Origin of the sequence: Oceanobacillus kimchii X50 (assembly GCF_000340475.1) — a bacterium.
Classification (GTDB): Bacteria; Bacillota; Bacilli; order Bacillales; family Amphibacillaceae; genus Oceanobacillus; species Oceanobacillus kimchii.
Window position 1 is genome coordinate 2,221,364 of record NZ_CM001792.1, and the last position, 15,099, is coordinate 2,236,462.

Sequence of the window (15,099 nt, forward strand, 5' to 3'; positions counted from 1 at the left end):
GTAAGGCTGACTTAAGAAAACAATTCGTCTCTTAATGACAGCCTTTATTATATCTATCTATTCAAGGTTAGTTGATTCTCTTCAATTCGCTTTAATGCTCCAGGTTCAATTTCTTCTACTGCTTTCGCAGCATGCTCTAAAGATAATTCATATTCATAATTACGGAATAATCGTTCTGCCTCTTTTAATTTACCATTTAAAACTGTGTGCTGACTTCGATAACGGTTCGCATACTGAATAACTTGTTCCGTTAGATAAGCTTGGTCAAGCATTATATCTATTTGCTCATGTGTCTGATCAACTGCTTGTTTTGCTTCAGATAATGCATGTTGTACTTTTGCAATATCTAATGGATAATCTTCTAAAGCATCTACTACTTGACTGTTTTTAGCAGAAGCCGTTTCAAATCTTGTCCAAATAAATCCTGGTACACCTGGTATATTACTCTTTTTCAGCTTCCTATTCAACTCATAAAGCTGTTTACGCATCTCTATAAGCTTTTCTCTCGCTTCCATTTCATCTTTTCTTAGGTTCTCAATTGATTTTTTAAATTCTTCATGCTGTTCTTCTAATTGAACAATTTTATTAAATCCATCTTCAACTATATTTTGTAAATCAGAATGTGATTTTTGATCATCATCCATATCTTTTTGAAGTTCTTTTAATTGTTCTCTTAATGTAGAAATAGTTTTTCCAACAGTAAAGAATCGTTCCATGTCATTATTCTCTACAAAATAAGCTTTCTTTAGTTCTTCGACTTCTAATTTTGTCTCATCATAAGTAGCGGCAATTTCACTAACGGATTTTTGATACTCTGGAATACGCTGTTCTAAATAATTTTTAGCAATAGCCTCTCCTTCAAGAGATTCATACATTTCGGTAATACGCTCTTCTATATCATCTAATTTAGAGGAAACATCAGTAATATCACCTTCTTCCAACTGCTGTTGTAATTTCTTAAGGTGTTCTTGGTATGTAATAATTTCTTTATCAAATCCAAAATGTTTTACGCGATAACCGTTACCTTTCATCTCCTGAATACCTGACAAGACTTGTTCTAATTGAGATGGTAAATCCTGCTTACATCGTCTTAAAATTTCTGGAAATTGCTCCATTTTGTTTTCAAACTCAATAATTTCTTCTTTTAAAATTTGTATAAGTCTACTTGCCTCTAAATAATCTCCAGATTCAACATTTTCTTCATATGTAGCTAGCTGAGCATCAAAATCATCTAACTTTTTATCAAAAATTTTCTCTGCTTTTCCATATTGATATCTCGATTGCGAAAGTGATTTACGAAGAAGCTTAATTGTAGGAACAATTTGGGCAACCTCTTCTCTGCTAGTTTTTTCAGAGCTTAACAATTCATCCAATTCCTCAAGTATTTCTTCTATTTGAACTTCAATATTTTGGAGTTTCTGGTCTCCTTCAGATAGGATATTGTTCGCTCTTCTCATTCTAAATTTATCAGCTGCGTCTTCTGCATCAAATAAATGATCTTCAATGTCTGGAAGTTCTTTCGTAATGATATGCTCCCATCGACCTTTCCAAAGTTCAAATTTTTCTTGTGTTTCTCCGGACAAATTAAGGCTTTTTATTTTACTAATTTGTTGTGCTACATCCCTTGCCATAATATCCATTTTCCACTTTTCTTGATGGTCTACTTTGTCATAAATTCGTTTTCTTAGAATAAGTCCAACGGTTAATATTACAATAATTGCTAAAATGACGCTGATGACGAAAACCATAATATGCCTCCCAACCAGAATACCTACAAATCAATACAATCTATTTTTATCATTTTTATTAAAATTGAGTATACGTAACTATATTTCCTTTATGATACCATGTAATTTGCATTTTTGGCTAAAAAAATGCAAATTTATTGCGGATTCGTCACGATTTTTGCGAAGATTTATTACCTGAATGTATAAAATCTTTATCATTTTTATTATCCAGTACAAAATCCAACCATTTTTGAATCGTTCTCACATATTTTTTTATAAACTGTTGATGAGAATATTCACCAATAATTTGATCTTTCCACTCACTATGCAATATATATGGTGTAATTAACATACCTTTTAGTTGCATTAATAGATACGTTTTTTCATCAGGATGCATCTTATTAGAAAGAGCATCATAAAAGGTTTTCTGTATATAATAGTTCTCTTTTGCCAAATAAGTAACAGCCATTTCTCTAACAAATACCGAATCTAAAGAAAGTTCTCGTTGAATAAAGCACGTTAATTGATGATAGGATTGCTTATAATGTATAATAGTAAAAATTAATTGATGCAACTGTTCCTTGGGACTCAATGGTGCTACTTCTTCTAGTGCTGATTCTACACTTTGTAAGTACGCTTCATAATATGCTGTAACAGCATATTCTAAAAGCCCTTGCTTTCCATTAAAGTAATAGCTTATCAATGATACATTGACAGCAGCCTTGTCTGCTATGTCTCGAACCGAGGTTCCATGAAAACCTTTTTGAAAGAACAATGACGAAGCGGCGTCAACAACTTTTTGTTTTGTTAGGTTATTTTTCATCATAATTCAGCTCCTTATTAATCAATTACGACAGTTAATGATGAAATTCCTTCAATAAATTCTCGACAAAAAAACTACGACTGTCACCATTTGTCAACCGCTGTAAAACCATGTTAGGGGGATATATATGTTTGAACATAAAAATTATTCTGGTGAAAAAACAAAAGATTACGAGCTACTAATCAAACAACTCGATGCATTATCTGAAGGCGAAAAAAATAATGTAGCATTATTATCAAATGCCTCTGCATTATTAAACCAATTCTTAACCGAAGTAAATTGGGTTGGCTTTTATCTTTGGGAAGAAAACGAGCTCATTCTTGGACCTTTTCAAGGCTTACCAGCATGCATCCGCATTCCTTATGGAAAAGGAGTATGTGGTACAGCTGTCTCAGAACAGCAGACACAACGAGTTAATGATGTGCATGCTTTTCCTGGTCACATTGCCTGTGACGGTGCCACCAATTCAGAAATCGTAGTGCCTATCACTTTTGATAATCAAATCTATGGAGTACTTGATATAGATAGCCCGATTAACAATCGTTTTGATGAAGAAGATCAATATTTTCTAGAAAAATTTGTACTACATTTAACAAAACACCTACAGTAAAATTTAATGTATTTTGTTAGTTTTAAGTATATTAAACATTAAAAAGTTGAACGATTATCCGTAAACATAAATGATTCGGATAATCGTTCGATTTTTATTAACTATAACATTTTATGTAGTTGAGTCTATTAAAAATTTTAGCATATAACAACTTCTATTTATACACCACTTTATTCTTTCCGCGTTCCTTCGCCTCGTACAAAGCTTTGTCTGATCTTTGCCATATCGTATTTGCGCTGTCATTTTCTTCACTAGACCAAAATGACACTCCAGAAGAAAGAGTTACACGTGGATTGGTTGTTTGTTCAACAATGTCACAAGCTTCTCTGGAAATTCTTATTGCTTCTTGTAATGAAGTCTCCTGCGCATATATAGCGAGCTCTTCGCCTCCCCACCTTGCTGCTATATACTTATCTTTGACTACTTCTTGTAGTACTTGTGCAACTTGAATTAACACTTGATCTCCAATTAAATGTCCATACGAGTCATTTACTTGTTTGAAATCATCAATATCAAATAGAATTAACGAGCCTTTATTTCCCTCTTTCATATGATTATTTACAGTTTCTTCTAAATACTGTCTTGAATATAGTCCTGTTAAATGGTCCACTGCTAATGCTTTTGTAAGTTGTTCTTTTTGCAATGTGTTTGCAATAGCTACTACTGAATGTTGAATCATACTTTCCATTAATTTATATTGATGATAATCATATTGATATTCTTCTTTATGCCCGATAAATACAATTCCAATTAAACTGTTTTCATGTTTCATGGGAACGGCAATAACTGACTGAAAATTAGAGTCGGGCTCATTTTCCTTAAAATTCCCACTGAAGAACGTTTCTTCATAATTTTTTGTATAGATTTTCAGATTATAAAGAAACATGATTCCTTCTTCTTTTTCAAAATACAAATCATTACCTACACTTGTTCCTGCATATTTGCCATCTAACGGCAAGATAGCAAAGGTTGAATCTGAAGCATAAGAAGCAAACTGACTCTTTAATGTATTAATAATTTCACGAAAGTCTAACTTAGAATTAAAATGATTGCTCGTTTGATTTATCATTGTTAATTGGTCAATTTTATTTCTGGAATGTTGTAATAAAAAAGCTGTTTCTAAAGCATTACCACATACTTTTGCAACTTGAGTTAAAAAATACTTTTCATTGCTATTCATTTTCAATATGACATCACTTTGTATTTCTATGACCCCATAGTTACCTTGTTTACCAGTAATAGGAAAATAAATGATTGAATTATCACTATTAAATTGTATTTGACCATTCATAAATGTTTGTTTCACTTCTCTACTAAGAGTTTCATCATTCCACTCCATAATTTTTACATTTATATGATCAGGAATCGTAAAATCCTGTGTTACCATATAAGAAACTTTAATGTTATGAAACGTTGATTGTATAACATCTGTTATTTTCTGAAATACAAACGAAGTGTGAATCGAACCAGATAATTCATTATTTAATTCCAAAAGACGATTATTGAATAAAGGCATATGCATACTATTTAATATTGATGAAAAAGTAGTAAGATATTTGTTGACTTCTATATTTACAACCTCGATTTTTAACCTGTCCATGTTAGAGTTCGTCATATCATGTATAATTATAATCCATGGATTTGTTAATGAATCTATTTTAATCATTTTAGTTGACTTATCATCAATAACTTCAAAATGACTAGACATTAATACATGCGGCACTTTATCATTATTAGAATGGTAATGTAAATAGTAACAAGATTCTTCTTCTTGCCATTCATAAACAGTAATACTAGAACAATTTAAATACATTCCAATCGTATCGAATAATGAAGGTATCCAATTCAAATTCTTATTTTCAATAAAATCAGACATATTACGGTATAGTTTTTCTATAAACTTACCTCGTGATTGCTTCGAAACGTGCAAAATAATCACCTTTTCTCCCTAACTTAACGATTATTTAAAATAACATCAACAAAACAATTCCTTTCTACTATAATTATACATCAACTAGTCAATTTTTCCTATACCAAAGAAATTATTACTTTTTTTATGACTGTTGACATGGGTATATAAAAATTATATACTGTAATTTGTGTAAAATAATTAGGTAGCCTAAGTGCATCGACGCTTGCACCCATTTTGTTCCTTACTTGTCGAAATGATAAGAAGGTGTATCGTGTAACTCTCTGCTGCTGGAGCGATGGTACATGAAAACAAAATGGACAACGAAACGATCACGCTCGTTTTATTTTATGCAATAAAACATATAAAGGAGGAAATGACCTATGGCACGATATACTGGATCCGTATGGAAAAAATCCCGTCGTCTTGGCATTTCATTAACTGGAACTGGTAAGGAATTAGATAAACGCCCTTACGCTCCTGGTCAACATGGACCAAACCAACGCAGAAAACTATCAGAATATGGCTTGCAAATGCAAGAGAAGCAAAAATTACGCTTCATGTATGGATTGAACGAACGTCAATTCCGCACTCTATTCGATAGAGCTGGAAAAATGAAAGGTATTCATGGTGAGAACTTCATGATTCTTCTTGAATCTCGTCTTGATAACTTAGTTTATCGTTTAGGACTCGCACGTACTCGCAGACAAGCTCGTCAGCTTGTAAATCACGGTCATATAACTGTTGATGGCGGACGTGTAGATATCCCATCTTACGCTGTTAAGCCTGGTCAAGTTATTGGACTTCGTGAAAAGTCTAAAAACCTTGATGTTGTAAAAGAAGCTTTAGAAGCTAATAGTTTTGTACCTGAATATACTAGCTTTGATGCCGACAAAATGGAAGGTTCTTACACTCGCTTGCCTGAGCGTTCTGAACTTCCAGCTGAAATTAACGAACAACTTATCGTTGAGTTCTACTCTCGTTAATTGAATCGCTTAATAAAAAACAGTATTAAAAGCCCTAGAAACGTTGATATATCAATGTTTCTAGGGCTTTTGTATGTTTCCATGTTTGTAGACAAGGTATTTAATATTATTAAATTGGGGTACTTGTGGGGGCAAAAAAGCTTTTGGTAAAAACCTGTTTTGAAACCTGCACATAGAACGCCGAATAGTGATGAAAACCGTAACAATATGATTACTTAAAGGAAACAAAAGCCTCCCACATGGAGGCTTTTGTTTTTACTCCCAAAGAGTACACCTCCAAATATACCCTAACTGTAAACCAGTGTATATATTTTTAACTTTATTTAATGCTAGTATCAAGGAGGATTTTAGTATGTATGAAAATATGCACGAAAGTAATGATAAAAAATTTATCCCTATGACATCTATTTCGAGTAGAACTGGGAATGAAGTTAAACCTGATATCTATTACTACACTGATCAAATTGTAAACATATGCTTCATTGGAAAACCAGAAGAAAATTGGGTCCTAATTGATAGTGGGTTGCCAGAATCGGCATCAGAGATCGAAAAAGTTGTTGAACATCGTTTTGGAAGAAAACCTCAAGCAATTATTTTAACTCATGGTCATTTCGACCATGTTGGAGGATTGATTGACTTATTAAAACAATGGCAAGTTCCTGTATATGCACACCATCTTGAACTACCCTATCTAACCGGAGAAAAAAGCTACCCTAAGCCAGACCCAAGTGTTGAAGGAGGTTTTATAGCAAAAATCTCTCCTATATTCCCAAATGAACCAATTGACGTAGGTTCAGCAGTTAATCCCTTACCTGAAAATAACAGTGTGCCTTATTTAACTGATTGGAAATGGATTCACACACCTGGGCACTCTCCAGGGCACGTATCACTTTATAGAAGTAAAGATGGGGTATTAATATCAGGGGACGCTTTTATTACGGTTAAACAAGATTCTTTTTATAATGTATTAACGCAAAAGAAAGAAATAAACGGACCACCAAAATACTTTACAACTGATTGGCTAACTGCTCGGGAATCAGTTAAAAAACTTAACTCTTTAAAGCCTAACATAGTTATACCCGGCCATGGTACTTTTATAGAAGGTGAAGAACTTGCAAATGGGTTACAGGAGCTAGTGAATAATTTTGATGAATTAGCTATTCCAGATTACGGACAATATGTCGATGATAAAAAAAGTCACTAAAGTAGAAAAATAACCAGAAATCTAAAGGAAGGAAAATTTATGTTTTAACATTTTAAGGGGGTACGATGGAAAAGGCAAATACAAAATTCAAATGTGCCAGTCTATTGGAGAAGAACACCTAAATTCCCATCAGATCCTCCTCTCTATTATGATAACCCACTAAAAAATAAAGAATATAACAAAGAAAGCCCTACTAGTGAGGGCTTTTGTTCTACTTAAAATATATCTATATAAAGTTCTCTTATCAGACTAACACTTTTACTTTAATTTATATTAAACGACTCTCTGCTAATAAGTTTTTGAGATGTTTTCACTATAGAGATAGGGGGTATAAAATTAGTTAGCACCCATATCATTCATGATCTACTATCACTCAGTCCTTAATCAATCTGAAAAAATCCTAAAACATTAACACCTTGATAATTTATTATATTTTCTATCCAGCTATTTTTTAGAATTATATCTGGTAAATCAGATACAAATACAAATTCATATACATTTGCATTAACCTTATTGTACAAAATATATTCCCCTTTTAAACCGTTAACTATAAGATTACTAATAATTTTCATTGTTTGTTGTTGATCTACATTTTCTGCTAGGCTTATATTAAGTTGATATCTATTCCAATGCGCTCCCCCTCCGAGAGTATTAAAATTTAAAAACTGTTTATAAAGCTTTATTCTTTCGTTTTCATCATCTGATAACTGCTTTATCTTCCCTTTACTATCAAATTCATTACCATTACTCTTTTCCATCTTTCCGATACTGTTCAACTTTTTATGTACATCTACCAAATCGGTAATATCAATCATTGTAATATTATCTACTTTTACCGCAACATCTTTAATATGGTTAATTACTTCATTTCTCATATTTATTACCGAAGTTAACATCTTTTGATTGTCTTTACTTTGCTGCAACGACATGTATATAGCTACTATTGCTAAAGCAATGGAAACTGAACTAGAAATAATTCCAAAACCAACAGTAAAATCGACTAGCCATAGTGAAAAAGCCAAAATAATAATGGCTATAAGAATTCCAGTCAGCCATTTCCAATCTTTATTTGTCCATTTCGACACGAAAGCATTCGCTCCTTCTTCAGATAATAGTGCATATTGCAAAAAGAAAAAGACACCTCTATAGAGATGTCTCATATAAGAAAAGTAATTCTTATCCTATACGTTATGCGTTTAAAAGTAGTTTTATCACTTAATTAGTGACTTAAAATATCCCAAACTGAAATGTTGTAGTTTTTTGATAAGGTTGATTCGCCTCTAAAATAATGGTATCAAGGTTGTCATGGTGTAATGATGCAGGGCTTCCTTGAGTTTCAAAACATACGGCAATGTGTTTCTTTGCTTCACCTTCATAAAATTGCTGACTAGAATCTACCGAGTTTGACGTATACATGACCATCCCTGGTTGATTGGTTGAAATAAAGAGTTGTCTACCACTTCTAGGTTCAACAATATTCACAACATGCCTTTTCTCATGATTAAATAGAAAATAGTGATCATAGCCTGCTCCGACAATTTTATTTTGGTAAAAATCTTGATTTAAACCAATTCCGAGACGATGTCCACTTCGAAAATCAAACGGTGTCATATCTACATCCATTATCTTTCCTGTTGGAATTAGTTCTTCATCTAACTCCAAAAAATGATCACTATCTAATGTTATTTCATGTTCATGTATTGTTTGTTTTAAATTTCCACTTAAATTAAAATAAGAATGGTTCGTTAATGTAATCGGAGTCTGTTTATCACTAATCGCTTTATACTCAATTGATAATTCATTTTGATTATTCAAATAATAGGTAACCGTTACGTTTACATTACCTGGAAAATCACCTTCTTTTTCTTTACTTGTATGAGATAATTTAATCCCTACATAATCCGATTCTTCAATAGTTGTTACATCCCATAAAATTTGATGAAATCCACTTGAACCACCGTGCAGAACATGATCACCTTCATTGGCTTGTAAATGAATAGCTTTGTCTTCTATAGAAAAACTTGCATGTTGTATTCTTCCTGCTACTCTACCAATAATCGCTCCGAGGTAAAGTGGATTTTTGATATAATCATCAAAATTGTTATATCGCGCAACAATATTTTCTCTATCTCCATGTTTATCTGGTGTAATGATTCGTGTAATAATCCCTCCAAAATTTAGTATAGATACTTCCATTGCATCATCGTTGACCATTGTAAATTGTTTCCAATCTTTATGTACATTTTCTACATGAATTTGCATATTTATCACTCCAAACTAGTAATCTATTTTTCATTATATACTGATTAATTGTTTAACTACATTATTTTACACAACCTGAACGAAAAGACTCCTTTATTTCGAGTCCCTTCGTTCATCTATTATTTATTCTTATTCAACACGTCAAATGCTACAGCGCCTAATAGTACCATACCTTTTATAGCTTGTTGCCAATCTATTCCTATCCCCATCAATGACATGCCATTATTCAATACCCCCATTACTAAAGCACCAATTACGGCACCGAAAATAGTTCCTACGCCTCCAGTAAACGAAGCTCCCCCGATTACTGCGGCAGCAATGGCATCTAATTCGAATAAATTTCCTGCTTGTGGCGTTGCAGCGTTCAATCTTCCTGCAAAGATTAACCCTGATAATGCAGCAAGTACCCCCATATTCACAAATACAAGAAATTTCATCTTCTTTGTTTTTACACCAGATAATTGTGCGGCATTGATATTCCCTCCCAGTGCATAAATATGACGACCTATGACAGTCTTATTCATGACAAAAGTATATCCAAAAATGAGAAGTAATAAAATGATGAGCACATATGGAATACCTGCATATTGTGCCAAAACAAAGGTAAATAGATTTAAAATAATTAAGATAAAAAAGATTTTACTTACGAATAACGGGAAGGATAGCGTCTCAAAATTATATTTTACATTTGCTCTTCTGATTCTAACTTCATTTAAAACATAAATAAGAGATAATATCCCTCCTATTATAATGGTTAAGAAGTGCGTTTCAGTAGCAAATATATTCGGTATAAAGGAAGAACTTAATGATCGGAAATTTTCCGGGAAAGGAGCAATCGTTCTTCCATCAAGTACAATAAGCGTTAATCCCCTAAAAATAAGCATACCAGCTAACGTTACAATAAAGGAAGGAATATTCACATAGGATACCCAAAAACCTTGCCAAGCACCGATTAAAGCTCCGATAAGCAAGCACAGTACAATACCTACAATCACTGGTAAATCAAGGGTTACTAACAATACTCCCGCTATCGCACCTACAAAAGCTGCAACAGAACCAACCGATAAATCTATCTCTCCTGAAATAATCACTAACATCATCCCTATTGCTAATACAATAATATAACTATTTTGCATAATAATATTAGTAATATTTAGTGGTGTAAGTAATATACCATTCGTTAAGATTTGAAATAGAATAATGATACCGACTAAAGCAATTACCATTCCAAACTTACGAATATTATTTGTAATTAAATTTTTCACTATATCCATTTTAGGACCCCCAATTTTGTGTCATATAAGTCATTAAGGTTTCTTGATCTGCCTCTTGCCTGGATAGATTCCCTGTGATTTCACCTTCGCATAATGTATATATTCGGTCGCACATGCCAATTAACTCTGGTAATTCTGAAGAAATCATGATGATGCTTTTTCCTTGTTCTGCAAGTTCATTAATTAACTTATAGATTTCAAATTTTGCACCGACATCAATACCTCTGGTTGGTTCGTCAAGTATAAGAATATCTGGTTGAGCAAACATCCATTTTCCTAATACAACTTTTTGTTGATTTCCACCACTCAAATTGAAGACTTTTTGTTCAATTGTAGGAGTCTTAATATTAATTTGTAATTTAAGTTTTTCTGCTTCAATAATCTCCTTTTGATTATCAATTACTGAGTAATTAGCGAGCTCCTGTAGATTAGCTAACGTTACATTGTTCTTCACGTTATCAATCAATATCAATCCATATTCTTTTCGGTCCTCAGATACATAAGCTACACCACTTTTAACAGCTTCAGTAACATTATTAAAAACAACTTCTTTTCCATCTTTGAAAAGTTGACCGGTGATGTTCCTTCCGTAGGATTTACCGAATACACTCATTGCTAATTCTGTCCGCCCTGCACCCATAAGACCTGCGATCCCAACAATTTCTCCTCGTTTCACATATAAGTTCACATTATTTAAAATTTGCTTATCAACGTCTATGGGGTGATTGATCGACCAATTTTTAATTTCGAAAACAACATCATCCTTAATGTTGTAAGTGCGATCTGGAAACAAATTTTCTAAGTTTCTTCCTACCATGTCTTTTATAATTTGTGTTTGACTAACTTTTTGCTCCTTGTGCTTATAGGATTGAATGGTTTCTCCATCTCGTAAAACAGTTATGCTATCCGATATTTTCAATAACTCTTTTAATTTATGAGATATCATAATTGAAGTCATACCTTGTCTTTTAAAATCTAGTAGTAAGTTTAGTAGATTCTCACTATCTTCTTCATTTAAGGCCGCAGTTGGTTCGTCTAAAATAAGTAATTTAACTTCCTTTGATAACGCTTTTGCAATTTCTACTAATTGTTGTTGACCTACTCCTATATTTTTAATTTTTTCTTCCGGATTGATTCTCAGTCCAACTTTAGATAGGAGTTTCCTTGTTTTTAATATAGTCTCATTCCAATTAATGATTCCTTTGTTACTTCGTTCATTTCCTAAAAATATATTCTCTGCAATAGAAAGCTCAGGAATTAAAGCAAGCTCTTGATGTATAATAACAATCCCTAATGCTTCGCTTTGGTTAATATTTTTAAATTCACATTTAGTATTTTGAAATACAATATCTCCTCCATAACTTCCATATGGATGCACACCACTTAGCACCTTCATTAATGTGGACTTTCCGGCTCCATTTTCTCCAATTAATGCATGAATCTCTCCTGACTCTACCTTTAGATTTACATTATTAAGCGCCTTCACACCTGGGAAAGTTTTCTCAATACCTCTCATTTCCAATATATAATTATCCAACATGTACACACATCCTTACAAAAAGATGATTTAGCATGAAAATACGCTAAATCATCTTTTTAGATTAATTACTTACTTCATCTTCAGAATAATATTCAGTCTCTATTAATTCCTGTTCATAATTATCTATATCCACAGAAATGGGTTCGAGAAGATAAGAAGGAACTACTTTATTGCCATTATCATAAGTTTCTGTATCATTAATTTCAGGCTCCTCATCACTTAAAACAGAATCTGCCATTTCAACTGCTTTCTTTGCCAATTCTCTGGTATCTTTGAATACAGTTTGTGTCTGCTCTCCTGCAATGATTGATTTAACGGAAGCTAACTCAGCATCTTGTCCAGTAACTATAGGCATTGGTTTATCACCACTCCCATACCCTACTGCTTTTAACGATGAAATAACTCCTCTACTAATTCCATCGAATGGCGAAAGTACTACATCAACTTTTTCACTGGAATAATTAGCACTCAATAAGTTATCCATTCGTTCTTGCGCCTTTGATCCATCCCATCTTAGAGTAGCACCTTGTTCAAAATCTGTCTGACCACTTTGAACTACTAATTGACCATTGTCTATATACGGTTGCAATATCGACAATGCACCATCCCAAAAAAAGTATGCATTATTGTCATCAGGTGAACCTGCAAATAATTCAATGTTAAACGGCCCTTCCCCATCTGCTAAACCGAGAGATTCTTCTATATATTGAGCTTGTAATACTCCTACTTGAAAGTTATCAAATGTTGCATAGTAACTAACATGATCACTATTCATAATTAATCGATCATAAGCAATAACAGGGATATCCATGTTTTCTGCCTGTGTTAATACATCAGTGATAGCTTCTCCATCAATGGAAGCGATTACTAAAATATCTACACCTTTTGTAATCATATTTTCAATCTGAGATACTTGATTCTCTACTACGTCTTCGGCATATTGAAGATCAACTTCATAACCTAACTCTTCAAATTCTGCTTTCATATTGTCCCCATCGTACACCCATCTCTCCGAAGACTTAGTTGGCATTGCGATTCCAACCGTTTTTGAATCACTTGCACCACTCGAATCTTCGCTACACCCGACCAATAAGACACTAACTAAAAAAGCACACATCAAAAATATAAACCTTTTCATTTTGATCCCCTTTCTTTTTTCTATCGCAAACAAATAAGTAAACACAGACATACCACACTCATGTAAAAAGCATATTCAATCTATTTTGTGCGATAGTAATAATAACGTTCGTATAAGAAATAATTATTTATCTCTTGTACGTACATTTATTATAGGATATTCAAAATATCTTAAGTAAATTCACAAAATTAGTAAAAAAGAGCCAATTCATAAGAATTGGCTCTTTTTTACTCTTCTCTGTTTTATATGAATATCAATTAAGGTATATGAAAATACAAGCTATGAATACATGACTTGAAGTAAATTAAGAAGGCTTTATCACATGGTCTGGACTGTTGCCCTCGTATTTTCTAGTCCATTTAACCAAAATATAAGCAAATGGAGTATCCAATAATGCGACTAGACATTTCCAAATATATTGCGAAACGATCATACCTAGCAGTACGTTTGTGGGTACTATCCCCAAAAATGCAATCGTAATAAATAATACAGTGTCTATGAATTGACTTGACATTGTTGCTAAATTATTTCGTAACCATAATTTTTTCTTACCATGCTTATGTTTAAACCAATGAAATATAGACACACTTAAATTTTGACTTATTACATAAGAAGTTAAGCTAGCAAATATAAGTCGAAAGCTTCCACCTAAGATTTGTTCAAATTCGGCTTGTGCATGAAAATCTGGAGCCGGTGGTAATTGTATAGAAATGTAGATAAATACCATAGCAATTATTTGTGTCAGAAACCCAGCTAGCACCGTTTTTCTTGCTGCAGCCTTACCATAAACCTCACCAATAACATCTGTCATTAAGTATGTAATAACATAAACGATAGCAGCACTTGGAAGTATAAAACTTCCCATTTCAAATAACTTTACTGAAAGAATATTTGATAGCAATAACAAACCTACAAAGATTGCACTAAAATGAATATACATCCTGTCCTCTTCCCCTTTATATTAGGTTAGAGGATCTTACTTTTCCCCTCTATCGATTATCTATATTTTCTGGATACATATCATGTTGGATAAGTCGTTGGTCCGCCATTTTCTCAAATTTTGTTCCTGGTCTACCATAATTACAATATGGATCAATAGAAATACCACCACGTGGAGTAAATTTCCCTCGAACCTCTATGTATCTTGGATTCATTAGATCAATCAAATCATTCATAATAATATTTATACAGTCCTCATGGAAATCCCCGTGATTCCTAAAACTAAACAAATACAATTTCAATGATTTACTCTCTACCATTTTAATATCTGGAATATAACTAATATAAATCGTTCCAAAATCAGGCTGATTTGTTTTTGGACATAACGTAGTGAATTCTGGACAATTAAATTTAACAAAGTAGTCACGTAGTGGATGTTTGTTCTCAAAAACCTCTAACACTTCCGGTGTATAATTAAAATCATATGTAGTTCCTTGACTTCCTAATAACTGAACATCCTGAAGTTCATTTTCATCTCTACCTGCCATAATTATTACCTCCTTTTCCATAAAAAAAGCCATGCCCCTAAGGAACATGACTTGAATAATCATTGTTTGTCCTTAGTTTTTTATAGAGGGTTGAAGCTAAGAACCTCTACCAAAATTATGTTTGGTGTACAAACAATGA

General features: G+C 32.8%; 13 protein-coding genes and 1 riboswitch. Of the genes, 3 read left to right on the top strand and 10 right to left on the bottom strand.

The features are described 5' to 3' along the window. Positions 1–53: 53 nt before the first annotated feature. Together ezrA and refZ are read right to left on the bottom strand one after the other, a co-directional pair. Entirely contained in the window at positions 54–1,748 is a 1,695-nt protein-coding gene (ezrA, locus tag C794_RS11645; protein WP_017797311.1) for a septation ring formation regulator EzrA, read from the bottom strand. A 148-nt stretch (positions 1,749–1,896) separates the two neighbouring features. Beyond that, positions 1,897–2,550, bottom strand: coding sequence for a forespore capture DNA-binding protein RefZ (gene refZ, locus C794_RS11650; protein ID WP_051042518.1), 654 nt, complete (start codon positions 2,548–2,550; stop codon positions 1,897–1,899). A 127-nt stretch (positions 2,551–2,677) separates the two neighbouring features. On the opposite strand from refZ, the gene C794_RS11655 reads away from it, so the two are divergent. Then, positions 2,678–3,160 (top strand): GAF domain-containing protein, encoded by a 483-nt coding sequence (locus C794_RS11655; RefSeq protein ID WP_017797313.1) that lies wholly within the window; start codon positions 2,678–2,680, stop codon positions 3,158–3,160. 154 nt (positions 3,161–3,314) lie between these two features. Here C794_RS11655 and C794_RS11660 read toward each other — a convergent pair whose 3' ends face one another. Then, on the bottom strand, positions 3,315–5,099 hold the full coding sequence (locus C794_RS11660; RefSeq protein WP_017797314.1) for a sensor domain-containing diguanylate cyclase: 1,785 nt from the start codon (positions 5,097–5,099) through the stop codon (positions 3,315–3,317). A 353-nt stretch (positions 5,100–5,452) separates the two neighbouring features. Here C794_RS11660 and rpsD point away from each other — a divergent pair, with 353 nt between their 5' ends. Beyond that, positions 5,453–6,055, top strand: coding sequence for a 30S ribosomal protein S4 (gene rpsD / locus C794_RS11665; protein ID WP_017797315.1), 603 nt, complete (start codon positions 5,453–5,455; stop codon positions 6,053–6,055). 352 nt (positions 6,056–6,407) lie between these two features. Next, on the top strand, positions 6,408–7,259 hold the full coding sequence (locus C794_RS11670) for an MBL fold metallo-hydrolase (protein ID WP_017797316.1): 852 nt from the start codon (positions 6,408–6,410) through the stop codon (positions 7,257–7,259). Between the two features lie 380 nt (positions 7,260–7,639). On the opposite strand, the gene C794_RS11675 is transcribed toward C794_RS11670, so the two are convergent. The 7 genes from C794_RS11675 to queF all read right to left on the bottom strand — a co-directional run bounded on the left by C794_RS11675 (position 7,640) and on the right by queF (position 14,960). Further along, entirely contained in the window at positions 7,640–8,344 is a 705-nt protein-coding gene (locus C794_RS11675; RefSeq protein WP_139136324.1) for a hypothetical protein, read from the bottom strand. Between the two features lie 142 nt (positions 8,345–8,486). Then, positions 8,487–9,521 (bottom strand): aldose epimerase family protein, encoded by a 1,035-nt coding sequence (locus tag C794_RS11680; RefSeq protein ID WP_017797318.1) that lies wholly within the window; start codon positions 9,519–9,521, stop codon positions 8,487–8,489. Between the two features lie 119 nt (positions 9,522–9,640). After that, positions 9,641–10,795 carry a multiple monosaccharide ABC transporter permease gene (gene mmsB, locus C794_RS11685; RefSeq protein ID WP_017797319.1) on the bottom strand — a complete coding sequence of 385 codons (1,155 nt, stop codon included), beginning with the start codon at positions 10,793–10,795 and terminating at the stop codon, positions 9,641–9,643. 1 nt (position 10,796) lies between these two features. Continuing rightward, entirely contained in the window at positions 10,797–12,332 is a 1,536-nt protein-coding gene (gene mmsA, locus C794_RS11690; protein ID WP_026133796.1) for a multiple monosaccharide ABC transporter ATP-binding protein, read from the bottom strand. Between the two features lie 64 nt (positions 12,333–12,396). Further along, positions 12,397–13,473, bottom strand: coding sequence for a multiple monosaccharide ABC transporter substrate-binding protein (gene chvE / locus C794_RS11695; protein WP_017797321.1), 1,077 nt, complete (start codon positions 13,471–13,473; stop codon positions 12,397–12,399). A gap of 304 nt (positions 13,474–13,777) precedes the next feature. Then, positions 13,778–14,413 carry a queuosine precursor transporter gene (locus C794_RS11700; protein WP_017797322.1) on the bottom strand — a complete coding sequence of 212 codons (636 nt, stop codon included), beginning with the start codon at positions 14,411–14,413 and terminating at the stop codon, positions 13,778–13,780. A 49-nt stretch (positions 14,414–14,462) separates the two neighbouring features. Further along, positions 14,463–14,960 (bottom strand): preQ(1) synthase, encoded by a 498-nt coding sequence (queF, locus tag C794_RS11705; protein ID WP_017797323.1) that lies wholly within the window; start codon positions 14,958–14,960, stop codon positions 14,463–14,465. A gap of 66 nt (positions 14,961–15,026) precedes the next feature. Then, positions 15,027–15,073: riboswitch (PreQ1 riboswitch) on the bottom strand. Positions 15,074–15,099 lie beyond the last annotated feature (26 nt).

Excerpts from the sequence above, each read along its gene's own strand:
- ezrA (WP_017797311.1), bottom strand. The coding sequence starts at position 1,748 with ATGGTTTTCGTCATCAGCGTCATTTTAGCAATTATTGTAATATTAACC.
- refZ (WP_051042518.1), bottom strand. The coding sequence starts at position 2,550 with ATGAAAAATAACCTAACAAAACAAAAAGTTGTTGACGCCGCTTCGTCA.
- C794_RS11655 (WP_017797313.1), top strand. The coding sequence starts at position 2,678 with ATGTTTGAACATAAAAATTATTCTGGTGAAAAAACAAAAGATTACGAG.
- rpsD (WP_017797315.1), top strand. The coding sequence starts at position 5,453 with ATGGCACGATATACTGGATCCGTATGGAAAAAATCCCGTCGTCTTGGC.
- C794_RS11670 (WP_017797316.1), top strand. The coding sequence starts at position 6,408 with ATGTATGAAAATATGCACGAAAGTAATGATAAAAAATTTATCCCTATG.
- C794_RS11680 (WP_017797318.1), bottom strand. The coding sequence starts at position 9,521 with ATGCAAATTCATGTAGAAAATGTACATAAAGATTGGAAACAATTTACA.
- mmsB (WP_017797319.1), bottom strand. The coding sequence starts at position 10,795 with ATGGATATAGTGAAAAATTTAATTACAAATAATATTCGTAAGTTTGGA.
- chvE (WP_017797321.1), bottom strand. The coding sequence starts at position 13,473 with ATGAAAAGGTTTATATTTTTGATGTGTGCTTTTTTAGTTAGTGTCTTA.
- C794_RS11700 (WP_017797322.1), bottom strand. The coding sequence starts at position 14,413 with ATGTATATTCATTTTAGTGCAATCTTTGTAGGTTTGTTATTGCTATCA.
- queF (WP_017797323.1), bottom strand. The coding sequence starts at position 14,960 with ATGGCAGGTAGAGATGAAAATGAACTTCAGGATGTTCAGTTATTAGGA.